The sequence below is a fragment of the Rubrivirga sp. genome (genome assembly GCF_965213695.1).
Classification (GTDB): Bacteria; Bacteroidota; Rhodothermia; order Rhodothermales; family Rubricoccaceae; genus Rubrivirga.
In genome coordinates, this window is record NZ_OZ243912.1 from 4098604 (window position 1) to 4122143 (window position 23540).

Consider the following 23540-nt stretch of genomic DNA (forward strand, 5'->3'; position numbering starts at 1 on the left):
CGGCGCGGCCGTGCGCCGGGGCGCAACGGCCGCCACGCGCTCGGGCTAGCTTGCAGCTGTGACCGCCACCTCGCCCGAGATCCGCCGCGTCTGCATCTACTGCGGCTCGCGGCCCGGCCTCCGCCCTGCCTACGCCGACGCGGCTCGGGAGCTAGGCGAACGGCTCGCACAGGCCGGAGTCGGGATCGTCACTGGCGGCGGGCGCGTCGGGCTGATGGGCGTCGTCGCCGACGCGGCGCTCGCGGCGGGCGGCGAGGTCGTCGGCGTGATCCCGCAGGCGCTCGTCGACCGCGAGGTGGGCCACGCCGGGCTGACCGCGCTCCACGTCGTGTCCACGATGCACGAGCGGAAGGCGACGATGGCCGACCTCGCCGACGCCTTCGTCGCGATGCCGGGCGGGCTCGGGACGCTCGAAGAGATCGCCGAGGCGCTGACCTGGCTCCAGCTCGGGATCCACGCCAAGCCGTGCGCGCTCCTCGACGTCGACGGCTACTACGTGCCGCTCGTCGGCTGGCTCGACCACGCCGTCGCTGAGGGGTTCGTTACGGCCGACCGCCGCAACGCGGTCGTGGTCGAGGCGACGGCCCAGGCACTCGTCGGCCGGCTGCTCGGGTGCTGAGCCGCCGCGCCGGGTGGGCGCTCGCCGTGCCCGTCGCCGCCGTGCTCGTCGGCTACGTCCTGTGGCCCAACGTCGAGACGTTCCGGCTGGGCTTGGACGGCGGGCTCCTGGCCGACCTGTTCGGGCGTGGACGGGCGGCCGGGACGCGGGCGCTCGTCAACTCGGTCGGCGTGTCGCTGGGGACGGTCGCGCTCGGCGGGGCCGTCGGGACGGCGCTGGCGTGGGCGCTCTGGCGCTACGACCTCCCGCTCCGGCGGACGTTGGGCGCGGTCGCCGCGCTGCCGCTGGCGTTGCCGCCTCTGGTCGGCGTGCTGGCGTTCCTGTTTTTGTACGGCGAGTCCGGGATGCTGCCGCGCGCGCTCCAAGCGGCGTTCGGGCTGGACGAGGTGCCGGTCTCGTTCGGCGGGGTCGGCGCCGTGCTGGCGGTCCACGTCTACGTGTTCTACGTCTACTTCTACCTGTTCGTCGGCGCGGCGCTCCGCGACCTCGACGCCTCCCTGCTCGACGCCTCGGCCGACCTCGGGGCCGGCGCCTGGACCACGTTCCGGCGCGTCGTGCTGCCGCTCCTGCGGCCGGCGCTCGTCGGCGCGTCGCTGCTGGTGTTCATGCTGTCGATGGCCTCGTTCACGGCGCCGTTGCTGTTCGCCGAGGGCGAGCCGTTCCTGACGACCCAGATCTACCAGTTCAAGACGAACGGGGCGCTCGACCGGGCCGCCGCCGTCTCGGTCGTACTGACGGGCATCTGCCTGCTGTTCCTGGTCGGCGCCGAGGCCCGAGGCGTCCGGGCGGGGGGAGCGGGGAAGGGCGTCGGCCGACGGCCGGGGCCGCTGCGCGGAGGCGCCCGCGTGGTGGCCGGCGGGCTCGTCGGGCTCGCGCTCGTCGTGGTGCTCCTGCCCGTCGCGACCGTCGTTCTGCTGTCGTTCGTCGAGGAGGGCTCGTGGACGACCCAGGTGCTGCCCGACACGTTCACACTCGCCAACTACGCCGCGCTCGCGACCGAGCCCGACGTGCTCGCGCCGATCACCAGCTCGTTGTGGATGGCGGCGCTGGCGACGGCGGCGAACGTCGTGTTCGGCGTGGCGACGGCCGTCGTCATCGTCAAGGGCCGAGTGCCGGGCCGAGGCGTGCTCCGGGCCCTGTCGCTGCTCCCGTTCGCCGTGCCCGGGACCGTGCTGGCGCTCGGCCTGCTCGTCCTGTTCGACGAGCCGACGGCGCTGGCAGGCGGCGCGGTCTTGATCGGGACCGCGTGGCTGCTGCCCCTCGCCTACTTCGTCCGCCACGTGCCGCTCGTGGTGCGGGCCGCGCAAGCGTCGCTCGAATCGTTCGACGACCGGCTGGCGGAGGCCTCGGCCGACCTCGGCGCGGGCGGCTGGGCCACGTTCCGGCGCATCGTGCTGCCGGCCATCGGGCCCGGCGTGGTGGCCGGCGGGCTGCTCACGTTCGTGACGGCGCTGGGCGAGTTCGTGGCCTCGATCATGCTCTACGTCTACGCCAACCGGCCCATCGCTGTCGAGGTGTTCTCGCAGCTCCGGATCTTCGCCTTCGGCCAGGCCGCCGCGTACAGCGTGCTGCTGATGGCGCTCGTCGCGCTGGCGGTCGTCGCGAGCCGGCGGCTCGGCGGGCGGGGCGTCGGGATGTGAGCGGTGAGGGACCCGTCCAGCTGGCGCCCCTCGGCCCGTTCCCGTTCCGCGCGCCGGCCCCGCTTGCGGGGAGCGCCCGCGAGCGTCCCCCCGCGTAAGCGCTTTCCTCCCGCGCCCGAGTCCGCCTACCTTTGGGCATGAAGATCACCGTCCTCGGAGCCGGCACCATCGGCACGGCCGTCGCCGTCGACCTCGCCCGGAGCGGCGAGGCGTCCCACGTCCAGGTCTGCGAGGCCCACCCGTCGACGCTGCGCGCCTTCCGGGCCGCCCACGCCCACCCCGGCCTGCGGACCTACGAGGCCGACGCTCGGGACGCGCAGGCCCTCGAGCCCATCGTGTCCGGGAGCGTGTGCGTCGTGTCGTGCGTCGGCCCGGAGCACTCGGCGCGGCTGGCCCGGCTGGCGCTCGACCTCGGCGCCCACTTCGTCGACCTCGGCAACCCGCTCGCCGACGACGGCCTGACGGAGCTCGCCGAGCGCCGCCAGCGGTGGGTCGTGACCGGGTGCGGGCTGGCGCCCGGGCTCGTCGGCGTGCTCGCCATGCGCGGGGTCGACGCGATGGACGAGGCCCGGGCCGTCCGGATCCGCGTCGGCGACGTGCCCTTGACGCCGCCCGAGCCGTTCCGCCACCGGCTGGCCCACTCGGCCGAGCGGCTCTTGGACGACTACACCCAGCCGGCGCCGGTCCTGGTCAACGGCCAGATCGAGACGCGCGAGCCGCTGACGGGGCTCGAGCCCGTCGAGGTCGACGGGTTCGGGACGATGGAGGCGTTCTACACCGGGGCCGGGCTGGGCAGCCTGGCCCAGGCGCTCGAAGGCCGCGTCGGGAGCTTGGACGTCAAGACGATCCGGTACCCCGGCCACGCCGAGCGGATGCGGTTCGTCCTCGACCTCGGCCTGGCCGACCGGACCTCGCTCGACGTCCGAACGCACCTGACGTACCGCGACGTCCTCGTCCGCCGCCTGCGCAAGCGCCTCGGTGGGGCCTACGACGACGCCGTCCTGCTCCGGATCGAGGTCGACGGGGTCCGCGACGGCGACGAGGGGACGCGGGTCTACGAGATGGTCGACCGCTGCGACACCGAGGGCGGGCTCTCGGCGATGCAGCGGTGCACCGGGTTCCCGGCGTCGGTCGCGGCGCTCCTGCTGGCGGGCCGGGCGCTCCCCGGCGGCGGCGTCGGCCCGGCGGACCAGGTGCTCCCGGCCGAGCCGTTCCTGGAGCGGCTGGCGGCGCGGGGCATCGCGGCCCAGGAGCGCTGGGTGCCCGCCGTGGCGGTGTAGGGACGGGGGACGGGGGACGGGGGACGGGGGACGGGCAAGATGTCCGTCGCCGACCGCTCGCATCACCGACGGGCCACCGAGTTGCTCACAAAGCACCCCCGCCGCTCCCCTCTGCCCGTTCCCATTTCCCCGTTCCGGCGAGCGCCAGCGGGCCCATTCCCCGCGAGCGGAGCGAGCCCCCCGCGGGCCCCCTACCGCATCGACCCGTACGCCCGGAGCACCGAGCCGCTGTGGACATCGCCGGCCGGGCCACACAGTGTGACGCACAGACGGGCGATCTCGTCGGCCTCGACGCCGCGCGCGTCCGGGTCCTCCTCGCCGAACAGGATCATCGACGGGGCGACGGCGGCGGCCGAGATCTCGTCGGTCCGGTACTCGGCGGCGACGGCCTCGACGAGCCGGACGACGCCGGCCTTCGACGCCGAGTAGGCCGCCTGCTCGGCCGCGCCGCGGTCCGCCCCCTGGCCCGACGCGAGGGCCACCAGCCGCCCGGCTCGCCCAGCCGCCACCAGCCGCCGGACGGCGGCCTGGAACACCACGAACGTGCTCGTCAGGTTGACATCGAGGACCGTCTGCCAGTCGGCGAGCGAGGTCTCGACGAACGGCTCCCCGGCCCACATCCCGACCGCGTGGACCAGGCCGTCGGGCTCGCCCAGCACGTCGGCGACTCGGGCGAGCGCGTCGTCGACCGTGGCCGGGTCGGTGACGTCGGCCTGGACGGAGAGGTCGCCGGTGCCGTGGGCCGTCCGGTCGAGCCCGGCCACGCGGGCGCCGGCCTCGGCGAGGTGGTGGGCGACGACGCGACCGAGCCTACCATCGGCGCCGGTCACGACGACGACGTGGCCCGTCAGGTCAGGGGCGTTTGAGGACATCAGAGCACCGGGTGTGAGCGGACCACAAGATGCCTCACGTGTCGGAACGGCGTGTGGAGAGATGCCGGATCGTCGGGCCCGGTCCCCGCTCCGTCGCCCTCACTCGGACGACGTGTGGTCGTGGACGACGCGCCAGCCGTCGGGCGTGGCGGCCAGGACGAGCGTGAACAGGCCGCCCGGCCCCGCGCCCGGGGCGTCGCCCTCGCGCTGCAAGCGCCACCGACCCCACGCCAGCGCCCGGTCGGCCGCGAGCGGGTGGACGACGAGGTCGGCAAACGCGAGTTGGCCCATGGCCGCCGCGTCGGGGTAGCTCCGGACGTAGCCGTAGAGCGCCTCCTCCCAGCCCGCGCGGACCGTCCCGCCCGACAGGAACGTGAGCGTGTCGGTCCGGGCGTAGCCGTCCATGAAGCCGCGGACGGAGCCGGCGTTCCACGCCTCGACCTGGGCTCCGAGCGTGGCCCGGACGCCGGCCTCGACGGCCGCGGCGTCCACCCGGGCCGGAGGGGCGGTCGCCGGCCCGGACCCGGCGCACCCGGCCACGGCGACGAGGAGCGGGAGGGCGACGGCGCGGCAGAACCGGGGGAGCGACGGAGGGGACATCGGCGGCGACGGGGCGGGCCGGCAGACTACGCACGGCGGGGCGCCCGTTGGGCCGGGCACACAGAAGCTCCCTTGTCGGCCTCCGAGACCGCCGGTAGCTTCGGCAGTCCCCGAGGGAGGGCTGGGCCGCACGGCCGCGCCGCCCCCTCCGTCCCGTCCGCTCGCCCACGCCGTATCGCCGCGTTCGCTACGCCCTGCCTGTTCCCCTGACGCCCCGGTGGTCGCTCGGCGACCGCCCCGCGTCTGCCCGTAGCCGAACCCCACGCCGTGCGCGATCCGTCCCCGCGGACCCGCCCCTCCCGCCCCCTCGCGGTCTCGCTCAGCGTGCTCGCGCTGGGCGGCCTCCTCGCCCTGATCGCCCGGCCGGACCGGACGGCCGAGGCGGGCCCCGCTGGGTGGCCTTGGCTCGCCCCGGCCGACACCGACACGGTCGCCGCCCCGACCTTCCCGCTGGACCGGCCGCTCCCGCTGGCCCCGCCTCTGGCGGCCGACACGACCGACGCCGACTCGACCGACGCCGAGCCGGCCGCCGCCGACACGGTCGCTACGGACGAGGGTCGGCCCCGCGTGGACGGCCTCGCGCTCCCGGCCGCCCCCGAGGCGCCGTCGGACGAGTTCCTCCTGATCGTCCCGGACACGGTCGAGGTGGCCGCCGACACGACCGACGCCGACTCGACGGTGCGCGCGCGGGCCTACTTCCCGGAGCCGGTCCGGGACGCGCCGGCCGTGTCCGTCGTCCCGCCGTGGCGGCCGGGCATCCGGGGCCGACTGGGGGCGTACTGGCGCCGCGACGTCACGCTCGACACGTCGGCCTACGCCTACCGCGTCCGCGAGGTCGTCGGCGACGCCGACGTCCGGACGCCGGCCACGTTCACGCTCGACGAGTTCCTGGCGGCCCGGCGCGTCGAGGCCATCGGCGACCAGTTCCGGACGCTGGCGGCCCAGCGGTCGGACCGCCAGCAGGCCCGGCGGAGCGGGTTCGGGTTCGCCGTCGACATCCCGGGCGGGGACCAGAGCGCGTTCTCGACCATCTTCGGCAAGAACGAGGTGGCCCTGACCGTCAACGGGACGTCGAACGTGAACCTGGGCGTCCGCTACGACCAGAACGACTTGCAGGACGCGCTCCGGCCCAACTCGAGCCCGCTGGCCCCGGACTTCGGCCAGGAGCTCAACCTCAACGTGGCCGGGACGATCGGCGACAAGCTGGCGATCAACGTCAACTACGACACCCAGAGCCAGTTCGACTTCGAGAACCAGGTGTCCCTCGTCTACACCGGCTACGAGGACGACATCGTCCAGCGGATCGAGGCCGGCAACGTGTTCTTGCAGACGCCGGCCACGCTCATCCGCGGCGGCCAGCGGCTGTTCGGGCTGCGGACCGACTTGCAGTTCGGCCCGCTCGCCGTCACGGCGGTCGCGAGCCAGCAGGACGCCGAGACCGTCGACCGCGTGTTCGAGGGCGGCGCCGACGCCCAGACGTTCTCGCTGGCCCCGTACGAGTACGAGGACAACACGCACCTTTTCCTCGGGTACGCCTTCCACAACTGGTGGGACCGGGCCCACGAGCGGCCCCAGAGCCCCCAGCTCCCGCCGGGCCTGCTGCGGTTCGTCGGGATCGAGGTGTGGAAGCACGAGCCGGGCCTGATCAACTCGACCGACGAGAACATCGAGACCACGTGGGCCGTCGCCCTGGCCGACCTGGGCGAGCCGGTCGCCGGGACCCCGAGGTTCACCGGGTTCGACGTGCTCGACGGCGGCGAGGCGTACCTCGGCGAGCTCGACCCGGTGACGGGCCGCTACGCCAACGAGGCCGCCCCGCTGCCCGACCCGGCCCTCGACCAGTACGCGCCGGAGCTGCTCAACGGGATCCGCAGCGACGGGTCCACGACGACCGTCGAGACCTTGTCGGGCCAGGTCGGGCGGCGGATCCCGGCGTCGGGCGCGTTCGCCAACAACGTGTTCAAGCGGCTCCGGGCCAACATCGACTACACGTTCGACGCCCAGCTCGGGTGGATCTCGCTGGCGACGTCGCTGACCGACAGCGACCTCATCGCCGTCGCCTACCAGTACGAGACGACCGACGGCCGCCGCGTCACCGTCGGCGACTACGGGCAGCCGGCCCCGAACAGCTCGCGGAACACGACGCGGACGATCCTCAAGCTGGTCCGCGCCGACCGGCCCAAGCCGGCCGACCCGCTGTGGGACCTGACGCTCCGGAACGTCTACCGCGTCGGCGGGCGGAGCCTGAACCCGACCACGTTCCAGCTCGGCGTGACCTACGAGCCGGCCGGGAGCAGCCCCTCGGTCGCCCCGCTCGCCGACGAGCTCCAGTTCGAGCAGCGGCCGTTCATCGAGGTCCTCGGGCTCGACCGCGTCAACGAGCAGGGGCTCGCGGCGCCCGACGGCATCTTCGACTTCACCTCGGGCGTGACCATCAACCCCAGCAACGGCCGGGTCATCTTCCCCGTCCGCCAGCCGTTCGGCGACTACCTCCGGAACCTTATCGAGACGGGCTGGACGGTCGGGACCATCGGGGCGCCGGCCGACAACGGGCGGATCTCGGTGAGCTTCCCCGGGTCGCTCACGCCGGCCCAGGCCGTGGCCACCTACGTCCCCACGCTCGACGACGCGGCCGAGCCCGGCGGCGCGACGCTCTACGACCTCACGACGGACAACGCCCGACGCCGGCTCCTCCCGCTCTCCAACTACCGCGTCGAGGGCGAGTTCAAGAGCGCCACGCAGTCCGTGTTCAACATCGGGTTCCAGTTGGTCGAGGGGACCGTCCGCGTGACCTCGGGCGACCTCGAGCTCACCGAGGGGAGCGACTACCGCGTGAACTACACGGCGGGGACGGTCGAGATCGTCAACCCGCAGTTCCTCCTGGACGGCCAGCGCGTGGCGGTCTCGGTCGAGCAGAACAAGTTCTTCTCGATCGGCTCGAAGACGCTCGTCGGCTTGCGGGCCGACTACCGGGTGAGCGAGGACATCGGGCTGGGCGCGACCGTGATGCGGCTGGCCGAGCGCCCGCTCGGCGACAAGTTCCGGATCGGCGAGGAGGCCCTCAACAACACGATCGTCGGGCTCGACGGGATCTTCCGGGCCGAGCCGCGCTGGCTGACGCGGGCCGTCGACGCGCTCCCGCTCCTTCAGACGCGGGCCCCGTCCCGGATCGAGCTCCGCGGCGAGGTCGCCCGGCTCAGCCCGGGCCACCCCGAGACCATCGCGTTCGGCCGCGCGCGCGACGCGCTCCGCGACCAGGGCCTGGACTTTTCCGAGGACGAGCAGTCCGGCGTGAGCTACGTCGACGACTTCGAGGGGAGCGAGAACGCCTACACGGCGCTCCGCTTTACCGACGGCTGGCGGATCGCGGCGCCGCCCGAGGACGCCGGCCCCGAGGGCACGCGCGACGGCTCGGCCCAGGAGCCGGACGTGACCGACCCCGTCCTCAAGTCGAACTGGCGCGGCCTGTTCGCGTGGTACACCATCTTGCAGTCGGCGTACCGCACCGAGGGGTTCGGCAACAACCTGACACCGGCCACCCAGCCCGTCGCGGCCGGCGCTCTGTTCCCCGAGCGGGCGTTCACGAACTCGCGCGAGGAGGACTTCCAGCTCGACCTGCTCGACCTCTACTTCGACCCGACCCGGCGCGGGCCGTACAACTTCAACCGGGGCCTGACCGGCGGCGCGTTCGACCAGCAGCCGACCGACGTGTGGGGCGGGTTCGTCCGCTCGATCGAGAGCTCGTACTCGAACTTCGACGGCCAGAACAACATCGAGTTCGTCGAGATCCTGGTCTCGCCGCTCGGCGGCCGCAACGGGACCGAGCCGATCTCGCCCGGCGCCCGGATGTACCTCGACCTGGGGCTCATCAACGAGGACGTCCTGCCCAACGGGTCGCTCAACTCCGAGGACGGGATCCAGACCGGCGACGGCGATGCCGACCTCGACGCCTGGGGCCGCCGCCCGACCGGCCGGACGAACGGGTTCGTCGACTTCCTCGACGAGACCGACCGGACCGAGGACCTCGGCCTGGACGGGCTCCCCTCCCGCGCCGGCCTGTCGCCGACCGCGCCGTACCCCGTCGACGAGGCGGGCCAGTTCAGCGCGTTCCTCACCACGTTGACCCCGAGCTCGCCGGAGCAGCTCCGCGCCGCCGACGACCCGGCCGGCGACGACTTCTACCCCTTCGACGACGTCCGCTTCAACGACCAGAGCCTGTACCCGGGCCCGGCGGGCGCCTCGATCCAGGAGCGGTTCGCGCACTACTACCCGGCCTACGAGCTCAACTCGGCCCTGGCCCGGAAGAACCTGAACGCGGGCGGCGCCGGCGTCTCGGTCCTGCCCAACTCCGAGGACATCAACGAGAACAACACGCTCGACCAGGCCGAGTCCTTCCACCGCTACGAGATCCCGCTCGACCCGGCCGGCCTGGCCGCGAGCCCGTTCTTCCTCAACACGCTCACGACCACGACCGTCCTGGAGCAGCCCCAGACGTGGTACCTCCTGCGGATCCCGGTCCGGACCCAGAACCGCGAGTCGGTCGACATCGACCCCGACGACTTCTCCCGCATCGAGGCCGTCCGCCTGTGGACGACGGGCCACGACAAGCCGGCCACGCTGCGGATCGCGTCGTTCGAGCTGGTCGGGAGCCAATGGCTCAAGTCGGAGGAGATCGGGTTCGTGCCCGAGGGCGCCGACGACGACACGCTGGCGACGACCGGGCTGGCGCCCCAGCTCTTTATCGAGTCGATCAACAACGAGGAGAACGCCTCGATCTACGCCATCCCGAAGGGGACCATCCAGAACACGACGCGGACCCAGTCCGGCAGCTTGCGGGCGACGCGCGAGCAGGCCCTGGTCTTCCGCGCCGAGGGGCTCGTCGACGGCCGCCGCGCCGGCCTCGCCCGGTCCTACGCCACGCGCCCGCTCGACCTCACGAAGTACTCGAACTTGCGGGCGGCCATCCACGGCGACGGGTTCGAGCGTCGCGACTCGATGCGCGTGTTCCTGCGGTTCGGCGACGACGAGACCCAGAACTACTACGAGATCGAGCAGCCCGTCTACCCGTTCGACCCCGAGGACCTGAGCACGGTCATGGGCGACTGCAACGGGTCGTTCGTGTGCGCCAAGTCGGACAGCCTGTGGCAGACGAACGTGATGGTGAACGGCGAGCGCGTCGACCTCAACCCGATCAACGTGGTCCTGGCCGAGCTCAACCGGGCCAAGCTCGAGCGCGACCAGAGCGGGGCCCCGCTCGACGAGCGGTTCACGATCACCGACCCCGAGGGGACGCCGCCCGGCGCGACGATCACCGTCCGCGGCCAGCCGTCGATCCAGGACATCCGGACGGTCGTGCTCGGCGTGCGGAACGGGCCGGGCGGGTCGGCCAAGGTGGACACGGTCTCGCTGTGGTTCAACGAGCTCCGGGTCACGGGCTACGACGAGGCCGGCGGCGCGAGCGGGTTCCTGACGGCGAACGTGGCCCTGGCGGACGTGGCCGCGCTCAACGCCCGCGTCAGCTTCACCGACGACGGGTTCGGCGAGCTCGGCGGGGCGCTCGGCGGCCGGGCGTTCGCCCAGCAGTCGGCGTTCACGCTGACGTCGTCGTTCAACGCGCACAAGCTGCTGCCCGAGCGGTTCGGGTGGAGCATCCCGGTCTCGTACTCGCTCACGCGGAACAACTCGACGCCGCGGTTCGACCCCGACAACGGCGACGTCCGCCTGGACGACTTGGTCGAGGCCGCGCGCCAGGCCGAGGTCGTCGAGGGCAGCGGGGCGCTCGCGCCCGAGCTCCGGGCCGAGGCGATCCTAGCCCGGGCCCGGACCGAGACGTCGTCGCAGAACGTCCGGGTCCAGGTGTCGAAGTCGGGGAGCCGGTCGCCGTGGCTCCGCTACTCGCTCGACGGGCTCTCGGCGTCGTACTCGCTCTCGTCGCAGGAGGGGACGAACCCGTCGAACAGCCTGAGCGAGTCGGACTCGTGGACGGGCACGCTGAACTACCGGGTGGCCGTGCAGAAGCCGTTCGCCGTCGCCCCGTTCTGGTTCACGCGGTCGGTCCCGCTGCTGGGGAGCGCCGTCGGCGGGCTCCGGCTGAACCTGCTCCCCCAGAGCCTGACGCTGTCGACGGACGCCCAGCGGAGCCTGACGGCGAGCCAACAGCGGCTGGGCACCGAGTTCCTCAACGAGCCCCAATCGGTCCGCGACTTCCGCGCGCTCGTCCGGCGGACGCAGCGGTTCGAGCACGGCCGCCAGATGAACGTCCAGTACACGCCGCTCCCGTTCTTGCAGCTCTCGTTCGGGTCGAACACGGACCAGGACCTGGGCGGGGCCGGCCAGCGCGAGGAGTTCCGCGTGCTCGTCCGCGAGCGGGACGGCGGGTTCTCGCGGGAGTACGACCTCAGCCCGTCCCAGGCCCGCTCCGACACGAGCGTGGTCTACCAGGACCTGCTCGCCGAGCTCGACGGGTTCGAGGGCGGCGCCTTCCCCTCCGACCGCGTCGAGATCCTGGGCGGCTCGAACATCGAGGTCCTGCCGTTGGGCGAGGCCCTCGGGAACGTGTTCAGCGGCGGCATCCGGACGCGCCAGTACACCCAGCAGGCGACGGGCTCGCTCCGGATCAGCACGGGCCGGCTCAAGTGGCTCTCGTGGCTCCAGCTCCAGCCCGTCAGCGTCTCGACGAACTACAGCTGGCGCGACGTGACGAACAACGTGCCCGACTTCGACGTGGCCTCGGCCGGCACGTCGGCGTCGGTCCAGAGCTCGGTCCGGATCGCGCCGCGGACGTTCTGGCGGCTGTTCCCGTTCTACCGCAGCTGGGAGCGGCCCGCCGGCCCGGCCGTGGTGGCCGCGACCGACTCGACCGGCGGGGGCGGCGGCGGCTTCAGCCCGTTCGGGCTCGCCCGGCGCCTGTTCCTCGCAGCGACGGGCGTCGACGACGTCACGCTGACGTACCGGGGCTCGACGACGGCGGCCACGTCCGGGCTCGAGGGCCAGGAATACAGCCTGCTCTCGGCCCTGACCGGCGACGCCCCGTCGCTGGCCTACCGCTTGGGGCTCGACCGCCAGATCGCGCTCGACCAGCGGATCGCCAGCGACGCCGCGTTCAACCAGTTCTCGGACCTGCTCGGCGCCAACCACGACGTCGACGTGCGGACCCAGCTCTCGCCGTTCCGCGGCTTGTCCATCGGGCTCAGCCTGCGGACGGCCTGGGGCTCGTCGGAGGAGATCGACTTCGCGATCGCGAGCCCGCAGGACGGCGGCGGCGTCACCCGCTCGGTCGGCCGGCGGGCGGGGCAGGGCGAGTCCACGGTGTTCGCGTTCGGCGGCGGCTACGAGGCCGTCGTCAACCGCCACGCCGACCGCTACGACCCGGCGGCGGTCCCGACCGACCCGGTCAACGGCGCCGTCGTCGAGTCCGAGTTCCTGTCCCCGACCGGCTACGCCGACGACTTCGCGGGCGAGCTGGCGCGCGGGTTCGGCGCGTTCGGCCCGAACGGGCTGTTCCCGATCCCGCTCCCCAACTGGAACGTGACGTACTCCGGGTTGGAGCGGCTCCCGATCCTGCGCGCGGTCGCCAACCAGATCAGCTTGCAGCACGGCTACTCGGCCACGTCGCAGACGCAGTTCTCGACCTTGTTCGACTCGACGGCCCGCTTTATCCAGAGCCCGGCCGAGCTGGGCGGCGCCGTCTACGCCGGCGGCGCGGCCCTGACCAGCGACGGCTTCGACGAGCCGACGTCGGTCACGGTGAACGAGCGGTTCCAGCCGCTCATCGGGCTCTCGTTCGGGTTCAAGAAGAACATCCAGGCGAGCCTGTCCACCAACCGGACGTCGCTGTTCACGTTGCAGGCGCTCTCGGCCCAGGTCTACAAGAAGACGTCGCGCGACTTGCGCGTCGACCTGTCGTACGCCCGGACGGGGATGCGGCTGTTCGGGCTGCGGGGGATCAACAACCAGATCCGGTTCCAGCTCACGGCCGCCGTCGCCGACGACGAGACGTTCACGGGGCTCCCGCTCCAGCAGGACGTGATCCTGGCGGCCCAGGGTCTCGAGCTCACGGAGCAGACACCGCAGAAGACGTCCCGGCTCCAGCTCTCGCCCCAGATCAGCTACACCGTCTCGAGCCAGGTCACGGCCAACCTGATCGCCCAGTACGAGCAGACCAACTCGGAGCTGGCCGGCCGGACGAACCGGTTCACGGGCGGCGTCAGCCTGCGGATTCTGTTTTCCAACTAGTGGACCCGTGAGCGTGTGGACTCGTGGACGTGTGTCCCGGAGCCCACGGCGCTCCGTGGCCTGACCGGCTTTCACATGTCCACCCGTCCACAGGTCCACGAGTCCACTCAGAGGGCCGACGTCTTCCGCTTGGGCCGCGTGCCGTACCGGGAGGCGTGGGCGCTCCAGCAGCGGCTCCAGGACCGGCTGGTCGCCGCCAAGCGGGCCGAGCCGCCTCGGCCGGTCCCGCACGCCGTGCTCGTGGTCGAGCACCCGCCCGTGTTCACGCTCGGCAAGAGCGGCAACGTCTCGAACCTGCTGGCGACCGAGGCCGAGCTCGACGCGCTCGGCGCGACGTTCGTCCCGGTCGACCGCGGCGGCGACGTCACGTTCCACGGGCCGGGCCAGCTCGTCGTCTACCCCATCGTGGACCTCGACCGGCTGGCGACGCCCGAAGGCGAGTCGCTCCACGACTTGCACCGCTACCTCCGCGAGCTCGAAGAGGCCGTCGTCCGGACGTGCGCCGAGTGGGGCGTGACGGCCGGCCGCGTCGCTGGGCGGACCGGCGTCTGGGTCGGGCCCGACGCCCGGGGCGACGAGCGGAAGGTGTGCGCGCTCGGCGTCCGGTGCAGCCGCTGGGTCACGATGCACGGCCTGGCCCTCAACGTGACGACGGACCTGGGGTGGTTCGAACACATCGTCCCGTGCGGCATCGACGACCGCGGGGTGACGTCGCTGGCACAGGAGTCCGGCCACGACGTGTCGATGGAGGCCGTCGCCGACCGCCTGCTCGCGCACCTCGCCGACCGGCTGGGGCTGGCGGTCACGGAGCGGGCGGGCGCGGAGGCGTGGGACGCGGTGAGCGGTGAGCGGTGAGCGGTGAGCGGTGAGCGGTGAGCGAAGGATGGCCCCCATTCCCATCTCGCGCCACCTCGCGTTCCCCTCTGCCATTTCCCAGTTCCCCGTTCCCATTTCCCGCGAGCGCCAGCGAGCCCAGTCCCGCGAGCCCCCGCGAGATCGCCGGGGAGAATGTGGCCGCCGGGGCAACTTGACGGGGCCGCTGCGTACGTTCCCCCAAACCCCTCTCCCCGCGCCCATGCCCCCCTTCAACGACGACCAGTTTTCCCGCCAGCTCCTCGCCGAGGCCCTCTTCTACGACGAGGAGTACGGCGCGCTCGGCAACGTCAGCCTGATCGACAAGGAGAGCGTCCGCGAGCGGTACCTCGCGTCGTACGACCCCGACCGCGACACGTACCTTATCGAGGAGGCCGTCGAGTGGGAGGAGCTCGACGCCGACGAGGACGGCGAGGTCGACTACGCGCTGGCCGTCGACGGCCAGGAATACGGGACCTACGAGACGCCGGAGGCCGCGGCCGAGGTGCTGATGACGCTGGCGCGCGAGAACAACCTCGGGCCGAGCTTCATGATCCTGTTCGACGAGGACGCGGCGTAGCTGGGGGGCGGGCGAGGGACTGCCGCCGACCGGGAGCCGGCGCCGCGCGCCATCCGCCGCGCCGATAGCTTGGGGCCATGACTGCGCCCAGCCTGGCCCTCGCCGCGTGGCTCGCCGCCCTCCTCGCCAGCGCGGGGGGCCGAGACGAGCCCGGCGGCCTGGCGGCGCGCGTCCGCGAGGGCGACGCCCAAGCGTTCCGGCGCTTTTTCGACGCCACCCACGCCGACCTGCTCCGCTCGCTCGCGCGGCGTGGCCTCGGCCCGGACGCCGCCGAGGACGTCGCCCAGCGGGCCTACGTCTGGATCTGGGAGCACCGCGACCGCATCGACCCGGCCCGCTCGCTGCGGGGCCTCCTCTTCCGCATCGGCCTGACGCGCGGGCTCAACCACCTCCGCGACGCCGGACGGACGGACCCGCTGCCGGACGCCGACCTCGCCGACGACGCGCCCGGCGACCCGGCCGCCCTCGCCGACCTCCGCCGCGCCCTCGCCGACGCCGTGGCCGCACTACCCGAGCGACGACGCCAGACGTTCACGCTCTGCTTTACCGACGGCCTCTCCCACCGCGAGGCCGCCGAGGTCATGGGCGTCAGCCCCCGGACGGTCGAGCACCAGATGGCGGCGGCGCTGACGGCGATCCGGGCCCGGCTGGCGCCGTTTCTGAAGGGCGACGAAAAAGATGGACCCGGGAATAGGGGGAGCGGAGACCCGGCGGTGTAGTCCGGGCGACGGGTCGTCCGTCGAGTTTCACCATTCCCCCCTGTTCCATGACACGGTTCTCCTTCCGCCCGCTGGCCCTCGCGCTCGGCGCGGCGTTCCTCTTTTCCGCCTGCGACGCCACCCTCGACCCGGCCGACTCGGCCCCGGCCGACCTTACCGAGGCCGAGATCGCCGACGCCACCCAGATCGTCGCCGAGGCGCTCGCCGAGGACACCGGCGGCTTCGTCGCCTCGGCCCGCGACCTGACCGCCTCCGTCTCGGACGGCGGCATGGCGTGGGGTCCGCGCGGCGCGCGCGTCGACGCCCCCTGCCGAAACGACTACCGCCTCACCTACAACGCGACCACCGGCACGCACGTCGTCTCGTACCAATGCAACGTCGAGACTGACGTCGTCAAGAAGCACTACGCCGTCCGCATCGGGTACCAGTACCGCGACGCCGCGGGCGGTTTCGTGCCCCGCCCGGTCGCGATGTGGGACACGGTCGACACGGTCCGCTTCGAGGGCACCCGCAACGGCTCCGTGACCCTGCGCCGCGACAGCGTGCGCTGGAGCCAGTCGACGTTCGAGCAGGACGGGCGCTGGGCGCTCTCCCAGCTCGCCGACGACGCCACGCCGGCGCTCCTGTCGGGCCGGCAGACGCGCACCGGCACGCGCGCCCGCGTCACCCCCGACGGCTCGGCATCGCGGTCCTACACGATCACCCTGAGCGGCGAGGACATCCAGCTGCGCGAGGGCGACGGCGGCCTCACCCCGACGGCCAGCGGCGAGCTCGCGTACACGCTCACGGTCGAGGTGACCCGCAACGGGGAGACCCAGACGCGCGAGGTCGAGGGCGTGGTCGAGCTGGAGGGCAACGGCCGCGCGCTGCTCCGCATCTTCGGCCTCCGGGGCGTCTACCGCGTGTCGCTCGCCGACGGCGAGACCGACCGGAGCGCGTAGGGCGGGGGCTCTGACCTGCGAGAGGAGCCACCACCGAGCCGGAGGGGACGGAGAGAGCGACGGGTGATTCGGCCCGCCCTCCTCCGTCCCCTCCCGTCCTCTCCACCCCCCGAGCCGTCTCGGCTGTATCGTACCGCCGTGCCTCCGCTTCCCTCCGATGACCGCGACCGCGACCTCGCCCGGCGCCTCGACCGTGGGGAGCCGGCGGACGAGCGGGACCCGCTCGACGCCGCCCTCCGCGCGGTCCGGTCGGAGCCGCCAGCGGTCGGCGAGGAGGTCTCGGAGCGGCTGTGGGGGCGGATCGAGGCCGAGATCGGGCCTCCGCCGACAGCGCGGACTCGGCCCGAGCGGGTTGCGCCAGACCGGCCAGCGCTGCGCCTGGCGCGAGTCGCGCGGTGGGCCGTTGCCGCGGGCGTGCTGCTGGCCGTCGGCACGTGGTGGATGACGTCGCGGCCGGACGTGGTGGCGGTGGCCGCGATGTCGGCCGAGACGTACCGCGCGGCCGACGGCACAGCGGTGACGCTGCGCCCGCACAGCCGGTTGGTGCGCCTCGACGAGCGGGCGTACCGGGTCGAGGGCGAGGCGTTTTTCGCCGTCACCGCCGGCGGCCCGTTCACGGTTGAGGCCGGGGCCGGGACCGTCCGCGTGCTCGGGACGCGGTTCGACGTGAGCACGTGGGGCGGCCGGACGGCGGTGTACGTGGACGAGGGCCGGGTCGCGGTCGAGGCTGGGGGCGAGGCCGTGACGCTGGGCGCGGGCCAGGCGGCAACTGCGAGCCCGTCGGGCGTGGCGCGCACCCAAGCGTCCGCCGAGTCGGCGCTGGACTGGCGGCGCGGCGAGGCCGTGTTCGTGCGCGAGTCGGTCCGCCGCGTGGCCGACGAGATCGGCCAGCACTTCGGCGTCGCCGTGACGCTGCCCACCGACGTGGCGGGCCAGTCGGTCTCGGGCGCGCTGGCCCTCGACAGCGCGGAGCAGGCCCTCGCCGACCTCGGCCGCATCCTGGGCGGCCGGTTCGAGCCGACGGACGGCGGCTTCCGGTTCGTCCGGGGGTGACCTCGATGGGCCGTGCCTCCGTCTGCCCGTCGCGTGGGGTCGGCCCGCCGGGTCACCTCCAGATCGGGCCGTCCCTGCGCGTGCTCGCGCTCGCCGCGCTGGCCGTGGGCTCGGCCGAGGCGCAGACGTTGGCCTACGACGGCGGTGCCCTCCGCGATGTCATCACGGACGTCGAGGCGCGCACCGACTGGCGGTTCCTCTACTCCGACGCGCTCGTGGCGGGCAAGCGCGTCCACGTCCGCGCCGACCCCGTGTCGCTGCCCGACGCGCTCCGGCGGGCGCTGGCGGCGCAGGGCGTCGGCGTCGAGGCGGACCGGGAGCGGCGGCGGATCCTGCTCGTGCCCGCGCCGAGGCGGCCCCCGACGGCGGCCCCTGCAGCCCCGGCGCCGAGGCCCCAGCGAATCGTGCGCGGGCGCGTGCTCGACAACGAGACGGGCGAGCCGCTCCCGTTCTCGACCGTCACCTGGGACGGCGGCCAGCGCGGCGTCGCGGCGGACGACGCGGGCGCGTTCGTGCTCACCCTCCGCGACGCAGCCGCGACCGGCGCGGTCCCGCTGACCGCGTCGTTCGTCGGTTACCGGGCGCAGACGGCGGCGCCGCGCGGCGGGTCGGCCGTGTTCCGGCTGCGCGCCGAGGCCGTGGCCCAGCCGGTCGTGGTGGTGAGCGCGTCCTCGCTCTCGGCACGGATCGACACGGCGTGGGCGGCGCAGCCCGGCCGGTTCGACGCGGTGGGCGAAGGCGGCGGACTGCGTGCGCTGGAAGGGCTGCCGTCGGTCGCGCCGTCGGGCCTCTTTAGCGACGGCCCCATCGTGCGGGGGAGCCCGGGCGACGCCTTCGAGGTGCGCCTCGACGGGGTCCCGGTGTACAACCCGCACCACCTGTTCGGGCTGGTGGACGCCTTCAACGGCGACGCGCTGCGGGCCGTCGCGCTCCACGTCGGCGTGGCGCCGGCGCGAGTGGCGGTCTCGCCCGGCGGGGCCATCGAGTACGTCACGGCGGCGGGCGCGCCGCGGCGGACGGTGGTCCAGGCGGGCGTGTCGAGCCTGGCCGTTCGGGGCGCCGTCGCGGTCCCGGTGCGGCCGGGGCGGACGACGGCGCTCGTCGGCGCGCGGGCGTCGGTGCTGGGGGCGGCGCCGTGGGCTCATGGCGCGGTCGTCGAGCAGGGCTTGGGCGCGCTCCGGCGGACGAGCCCGCTGCCCTCCTCGACGGCCGAGCTGACCTCCCGCGTCGTCGAGGTCACCCACGCCGAGGCGTCGTTCTGGGACGTCCACCTCGGCGCGGCCGACGAGCGCGTCGGCGGCGGGCGGACCGTCGTCACGGCCTACCTCGGCGGCGACGACACGCGGCTCGACGCGACCCGCCTCGTCCCCACCGGCGACCGCGCGGTCCGGCGCCCCGTCGCCACGCGCAACCGCTGGGGCAGCGGGATGGCGAGCGTGGCCGACCGGCGCGTGCTCACCCCGCGCGTGGTGCTCTCCTCCCACGTCGGCGGCAGCGTCTACCACGCCCGCTTCGCCCAAGACGACTTCTCGTTCCGCGCCAACGCCGTTTTCCAGGTCGACACCTTGGGCTACGACAACGGCTTTGGGGAGGCGCTGGCCGCGCAACGCCTCGACGCCGTTTGGGGCGACGGCGTGGCCTCGGGTGGCTACAGCCTCCACCACTACCGCCAGCGCTACGAGGAGGCCGCCCTCGCCCGGCCGACCTACGTGGCCGATCAGGCCGCGACGCGCCTCGACCTCCACGCCGGATGGGACGGCCTCGCCGCGCCGGGCCTCGACCTCGACGCGGGCGTCCGGGCGCACCTCACGTCGGTGGGCGGGCTGCGCCTGAGCCCGCGCCTGCGCGCCCGGCTCGCCGTCGCGCCCGGGCTGGCCGTCGCCGCCGCCGCCGGCCGGACCACCCAGTTCGTGCACCGGCTGACGCTGGGCGACGTGGCCGGGGCGGCGACGTGGGCGCTCTCCGACACCGACGACACGGTCACCGAGGCCGACCTCGCGGAGGCCACGGTCGAGATCGGCGCCGGGCTCCACCTGACGGCCTACGCCAAGCGGACACGCGGGCTCTGGTTCCACGCCGAGGACCGCGCCGTCCGCCAGCGCACGGACGCGACCGTCCTTGGACGGCCGTGGCTGACGGGCGTCGGGGGTTGGGCACGAGGCATCGAGGCGCTCGCTCGCGTCCCCATCCGCCTGTGGACCCTCGGCGCCAGCGCCGCGCTCGCCCGCGCCGACCTGAGCCACCCCGCCCTCGACGGCGGCACCCCGTTCCCGGCCGACTGGGACCGCTTGGGACGGCTGACGTTGCTGGCCGACGGGCCCGTGCTGCCGGGCGTCCGGCTGGCGGGCGCGTGGACGGTCGCCTCGGGCGCGCCCAACCCGCTGGCGAGCGCCGACGGCGAGGCCGAGCGGCTGGCGCCGATCTCGCGGCTCGACCTCCGCCTGACCGCGTCTCGAGCGTGGGGCCGGACGTCGGCCTCGCTGTCGGTCGCCGTCCGCAACGCGCTCGACCGCGACAACGCCGTCACGCGCGAGCAGACGGCCGTCGTGCGCCGGCGCGGCTCGCCGGTGGACGCCCGCTTCGCTCTCGTTCCGCTCGACGTGTACGACGCGGGCGTGCTGCCCACCGTCGACCTCGCGCTGCGGTGGTAGCGGCGCCGTTACGAGAGCCCCTTCCTCTCCCCGTCCCGCCACAGCGCCGCCGCCAGCGCTCCCCACCCCGCGACAAACGCGAGCCCTCCGAGCGGCGCGACGGCCCCGAGCACGCCGAGGTCCAGCAAGACGAGCGCGTACAGGCTCCCCGAGAACAGAACGACGCCGGCTAGAAACAGCCACCCAGCCCACCGCGCCGACGAAGAGCCGCGCATCGCTGCCAGGACTCCTGCCCCGACGGCCGCGAGGGCGTGGACCAAGTGGTACTGCGCCGCCGTCCGCCACGTCGCCAGCCGGTCCGGCGAGACCGCGTCGGCCAGGCCATGCGTGCCGAACGCGCCGAGCGCGACGGCCAGCCCGCCGAGTGCCGCCGCGACGGCGGCCAGCCGCCAGCCGTGCTCAGCCCGCACCTTTCGTGACAGCATGGCTCGTTGCGTCCAAGACGAAGATCCTCTCCATGCTCACCGGACTACGGCGAACGTCCCGGACAGCACAGCGGTGCCGGCCTCGACTCGGTAGACGTATGTGCCGCTCGGAAGCGCTCGGACGTCGAGACCGATCAGATGGTGGCCCCCCGGCCGGTCCTCCTCGATGGGTTGGAGCACGAGCCGACCGGTCACGTCGTAGACGGAGACCCGAAGACGTTCGGGCTCGGGGAGGTCGACGCGGAGGCGGGCTTCAACCTGCGCAGGGTTCGGCCGTGTGCCGAGGACGGCGAACACCTCCGGGAGAGGAGCGGCCACGACCGCTTGCCTGTCGGACGTGGCCATGCTCAACTCGGACGCCGTGCTGTCGCCGACGCTCGGGGACTGGCCGGGGTTCGTCTTGCCGTTCACGGCCACGACGTTCGAGGCGACCGACTCGGTCGCCGAGTACACGGCTCGGGCGTGGTACTGGAAGGCGTAGATGGCCCCCGACGTCTGCGCCGTGATCGAGGCGTCGGTGAACGTCCTCGAGGAGACCGTCGTCACGGCCATGAGGCGCCACGGCGTCGCCGGGATGCACTCGGGCGTGCTCGACTGGTAGCACCGGCGGTACACGCGGTACGAGGTCGGCGTCGCGCCAGCGGGGGCGTCCCAGGCGAACGCGGGGGGCACGTTGTTCGCCGTCGGGTTGCTCCGACGGAAGTTCAGCGGGGCGGGCGTCGGGGGGGGTGGGGTCGTCGCTAGCTCCGCGAGCAAGGCGGTCACGATGGAACCTGTCACTGCCGTGTGACCGTAGTTGAGCGCTGGGTCGGTAGTGAGCACCCGCTGGAACGGCGTCCGCGTAGGGGCGGCGGGGTCGATGGGCGACGTGTAGACCTGGCCGTCGAAGTAGCTGGAGAGGAAGGCGCTCCGCGTCTTCGACGTCGCGTTGTAGTCGGCCGCGCTCACAGTGGGAATGAACGAGAATCCGTCGGCGGAGTCTTGGATGTCGGCGAGGGCGTAGAACCCGAGCGGGGAGAGGTAGGCGATGACCCCGAAGAGGTTGTCCCGGGAGTCGAAGTCGGTTCGCAGCCTGGGGAAGGGAGTCTGATAGCCGCCGGGAGCGCTGTCGTAGCCGGCCGGCGTCTGAAGACGGACGCGCCGCTCCTTCGAGAAACAAATGAGGATGCAGGTGGTCGACTCGCGGAAGTACACGTCGGTCTGCGCCGTGTGGTTGGCGGCGTAGAGCTTGAACCGGAGCCCCTTGCTCACGAGCCCCCACAGGAAACCGGCGCCGACGTCGATGTGGAGCTGGGGCGCACCGGGTGCCATAGCCCCGCTCGTAGCCACGCGAGTTCGTTGGCCCGTCCCGTTCGTCGCTCCGTTCGTCACTGCGACACGCCGGGGCCGCTGGGGGTAGTCCTGGAGGGCTCGCAGGTCATCGTAGAGCTCGACCCGGAGCGGGTTCCGCGTGGCCACGGTCGTCGTCACGTCGAGGCCCTGCCCGTAGGCCCAGTACGCGAGGAGCTGCTGGATCGCCGGGGAGCGAATCTCTGCTCCTATCGACGTGAAGGCGATGGCCGCGTTCGTGAACAGGTTGTTGACGACCTCGTGGAGGAAGATCTGAGTGCTGATCGGGACGTTGGCTCCCTGCTGCGGGGCATCGTAGGAGACGAAGAGACGAACGCCGTGGGCCGACCGGCCCGAGAGGTACCCCGGGCTCTCCATGTACGCGAGGGCGTACCGACCGACGAGCCCGCCCATGCTGAACCCGATGACGGACTCGACCTGGCTGGTCCCTCCCCGGCCCGCGGCCCCGTTCGAGGCGAGCTCCGCATCGAGCCGTTCGATGAGGTCCACGACGGCTCGCCCGTTACGCTGTACGTAGTCCTTCGACTGGTCGTACGTAAGGACGACGACGTCGTACCCAGCGTCGCGGAGGCGATTGTAGAAGTTGTCGCTGATCGAGCTCTCTGCGTTGAGGAGCCTCTGGGTGACGTAATCGAACCCCTGAGGATTCACGTTGACCGTGAACCCGCTCCCGACTGTGACCCGGACCTCGCCGGGGTCGATCCCGTCGAGCACGAGGACGGGCTTGGTGAGCGCCGTCCGGTTGGGGGCGAGGTAGACGGCGTAGTGGTACTTGGCCGTCCGGCTCCCGGCGAACCGAGACGGGACTCCGTCTTCCCGGACCGGGTCGAAGCTGAGCCCGGACCGAGGCGTCACGTTGCAGACCACCTGTGAGGGCGCCGGATTGGTGGCCGTCTCCGCGCAGCTCGACGAGCCGATGTCGACCTGGCGCGTCACGAGGATCGTCGTGATGGACGTGAGCGTCTGCCCGCCGACAATTGCCGAGAACCGGATCGTCTTCCTCCCCGTCGAGCCGTACGTCGCGACGACGTCGGCCCCCACGGTGAGCGGCCGGTACCCGCCCCCGTCGCCGAGGTCGACCCGGAGGTTCGTAACCGTCCCAGTTGGGGCGAGGTAGAGGGCCGTCGGGAGCCGGAACGTCGTGGGGACCCCGACGACGGCCCCCCCGGCGTAGAGCTCCTCCTCGAGGACGTGGTGGTAGACGGTCCCTGCGAACACGGCCGAGAGGTTGTAGAGCGAGCCGGGCGGGCGGATCCGGTCCTCGACCTCCTGGCGGGCCTGCTGCGAGACCTGGAGCTGGTTGGCCGGTGTCCGGACGAACGTGCCGTCGGCGATGTCGGCCGGCGCGATGTAGTCGTAGGGCCGGTACGTCAGGGCGAGCGGGAGCCGGCCGGCCGCCCGTTCCTGGGCCGCCGCCGCGTCGAGCGTGGCGAGTTGGGGGATCGAGCTCGGGGACGCCGCGCTGTTCCGGAGCTGGTAGTGGAGCGCCTTCCACTGGGTGGCCTGGATCTGGGAGCCCTGGACCCCGTCGTAGCGCCCGGGATCGACGAGGAGCGGGCGCCGGTTGGCGAGGATGCCCGAGTTCGTCTCGGAGAGGTCGAGCGGCTGGTACGTGTAGTCGAGCTCGGCGGCGAGCGTCGCGGACTGGGCGCTCGCAATGGACGGAGCTAAGACACACACGCCAGCGGTGAGGAAAGCTAAAACGCGCATGCTATCGGAGAAT

At 73.2% G+C, this 23540-nt stretch carries 14 protein-coding genes; 10 read left to right on the forward strand and 4 right to left on the reverse strand.

All coding sequences use genetic code 11. From position 1 onward, the window contains the following. Positions 1 to 79 precede the first annotated feature (79 nt). The 3 genes from ACOOHE_RS18095 to ACOOHE_RS18105 all read left to right on the forward strand — a co-directional run bounded on the left by ACOOHE_RS18095 (position 80) and on the right by ACOOHE_RS18105 (position 3539). Positions 80 to 619 carry a TIGR00730 family Rossman fold protein gene (locus tag ACOOHE_RS18095; protein WP_420457637.1) on the forward strand — a complete coding sequence of 180 codons (540 nt, stop codon included), beginning with the start codon at positions 80 to 82 and terminating at the stop codon, positions 617 to 619. After that, the gene (locus tag ACOOHE_RS18100) at positions 613 to 2259 is read left to right on the forward strand and encodes an ABC transporter permease (RefSeq protein ID WP_420455496.1); all 1647 of its coding nucleotides are present in this window, start codon (positions 613 to 615) and stop codon (positions 2257 to 2259) included. Before ACOOHE_RS18095 ends, ACOOHE_RS18100 begins: the two co-directional genes overlap by 7 nt. Positions 2260 to 2396: 137 nt before the next feature. Next, a complete protein-coding gene (locus ACOOHE_RS18105; protein WP_420455497.1) occupies positions 2397 to 3539 on the forward strand; it encodes a saccharopine dehydrogenase C-terminal domain-containing protein in 1143 nt (380 codons plus the stop codon). A gap of 191 nt (positions 3540 to 3730) precedes the next feature. On the opposite strand, the gene ACOOHE_RS18110 is transcribed toward ACOOHE_RS18105, so the two are convergent. Next, complete coding sequence (locus ACOOHE_RS18110) at positions 3731 to 4411, reverse strand: SDR family NAD(P)-dependent oxidoreductase (protein WP_420455498.1); 681 nt, start codon at positions 4409 to 4411, stop codon at positions 3731 to 3733. A 99-nt stretch (positions 4412 to 4510) separates the two neighbouring features. Beyond that, positions 4511 to 5011: a YybH family protein gene (locus tag ACOOHE_RS18115; RefSeq protein ID WP_420455499.1), complete on the reverse strand. Its 501-nt coding sequence runs from the start codon at positions 5009 to 5011 to the stop codon at positions 4511 to 4513. A 267-nt stretch (positions 5012 to 5278) separates the two neighbouring features. Between ACOOHE_RS18115 and sprA the strand changes: the two genes are divergently transcribed. The 7 genes from sprA (at position 5279) to ACOOHE_RS18150 (ending at position 20042) form a co-directional block, all read left to right on the forward strand. Beyond that, on the forward strand, positions 5279 to 13246 hold the full coding sequence (gene sprA, locus ACOOHE_RS18120; protein ID WP_420455500.1) for a cell surface protein SprA: 7968 nt from the start codon (positions 5279 to 5281) through the stop codon (positions 13244 to 13246). Positions 13247 to 13321: 75 nt separating this feature from the next. Beyond that, positions 13322 to 14101 carry a lipoyl(octanoyl) transferase LipB gene (lipB, locus tag ACOOHE_RS18125; protein WP_420455501.1) on the forward strand — a complete coding sequence of 260 codons (780 nt, stop codon included), beginning with the start codon at positions 13322 to 13324 and terminating at the stop codon, positions 14099 to 14101. A 220-nt stretch (positions 14102 to 14321) separates the two neighbouring features. Further along, positions 14322 to 14678: a hypothetical protein gene (locus ACOOHE_RS18130; protein WP_420455502.1), complete on the forward strand. Its 357-nt coding sequence runs from the start codon at positions 14322 to 14324 to the stop codon at positions 14676 to 14678. 77 nt (positions 14679 to 14755) lie between these two features. Next, positions 14756 to 15397, forward strand: a complete 642-nt coding sequence (locus ACOOHE_RS18135) for a sigma-70 family RNA polymerase sigma factor (protein WP_420455503.1) — start codon at positions 14756 to 14758, stop codon at positions 15395 to 15397. A gap of 47 nt (positions 15398 to 15444) precedes the next feature. Further along, positions 15445 to 16338, forward strand: a complete 894-nt coding sequence (locus ACOOHE_RS18140; protein ID WP_420455504.1) for a hypothetical protein — start codon at positions 15445 to 15447, stop codon at positions 16336 to 16338. 138 nt (positions 16339 to 16476) lie between these two features. After that, positions 16477 to 17391 carry a FecR family protein gene (locus ACOOHE_RS18145; protein WP_420455505.1) on the forward strand — a complete coding sequence of 305 codons (915 nt, stop codon included), beginning with the start codon at positions 16477 to 16479 and terminating at the stop codon, positions 17389 to 17391. A 5-nt stretch (positions 17392 to 17396) separates the two neighbouring features. Continuing rightward, positions 17397 to 20042: a carboxypeptidase-like regulatory domain-containing protein gene (locus ACOOHE_RS18150; RefSeq protein ID WP_420455506.1), complete on the forward strand. Its 2646-nt coding sequence runs from the start codon at positions 17397 to 17399 to the stop codon at positions 20040 to 20042. A gap of 8 nt (positions 20043 to 20050) precedes the next feature. Here the strand turns inward: ACOOHE_RS18150 and ACOOHE_RS18155 are convergent, their stop codons facing one another. Together ACOOHE_RS18155 and ACOOHE_RS18160 are read right to left on the reverse strand one after the other, a co-directional pair. Beyond that, positions 20051 to 20467: a DUF423 domain-containing protein gene (locus tag ACOOHE_RS18155; RefSeq protein WP_420455507.1), complete on the reverse strand. Its 417-nt coding sequence runs from the start codon at positions 20465 to 20467 to the stop codon at positions 20051 to 20053. A 36-nt stretch (positions 20468 to 20503) separates the two neighbouring features. Continuing rightward, the gene (locus ACOOHE_RS18160; protein ID WP_420455508.1) at positions 20504 to 23497 is read right to left on the reverse strand and encodes a T9SS type A sorting domain-containing protein; all 2994 of its coding nucleotides are present in this window, start codon (positions 23495 to 23497) and stop codon (positions 20504 to 20506) included. Between the last annotated feature and the right edge of the window lie 43 nt (positions 23498 to 23540).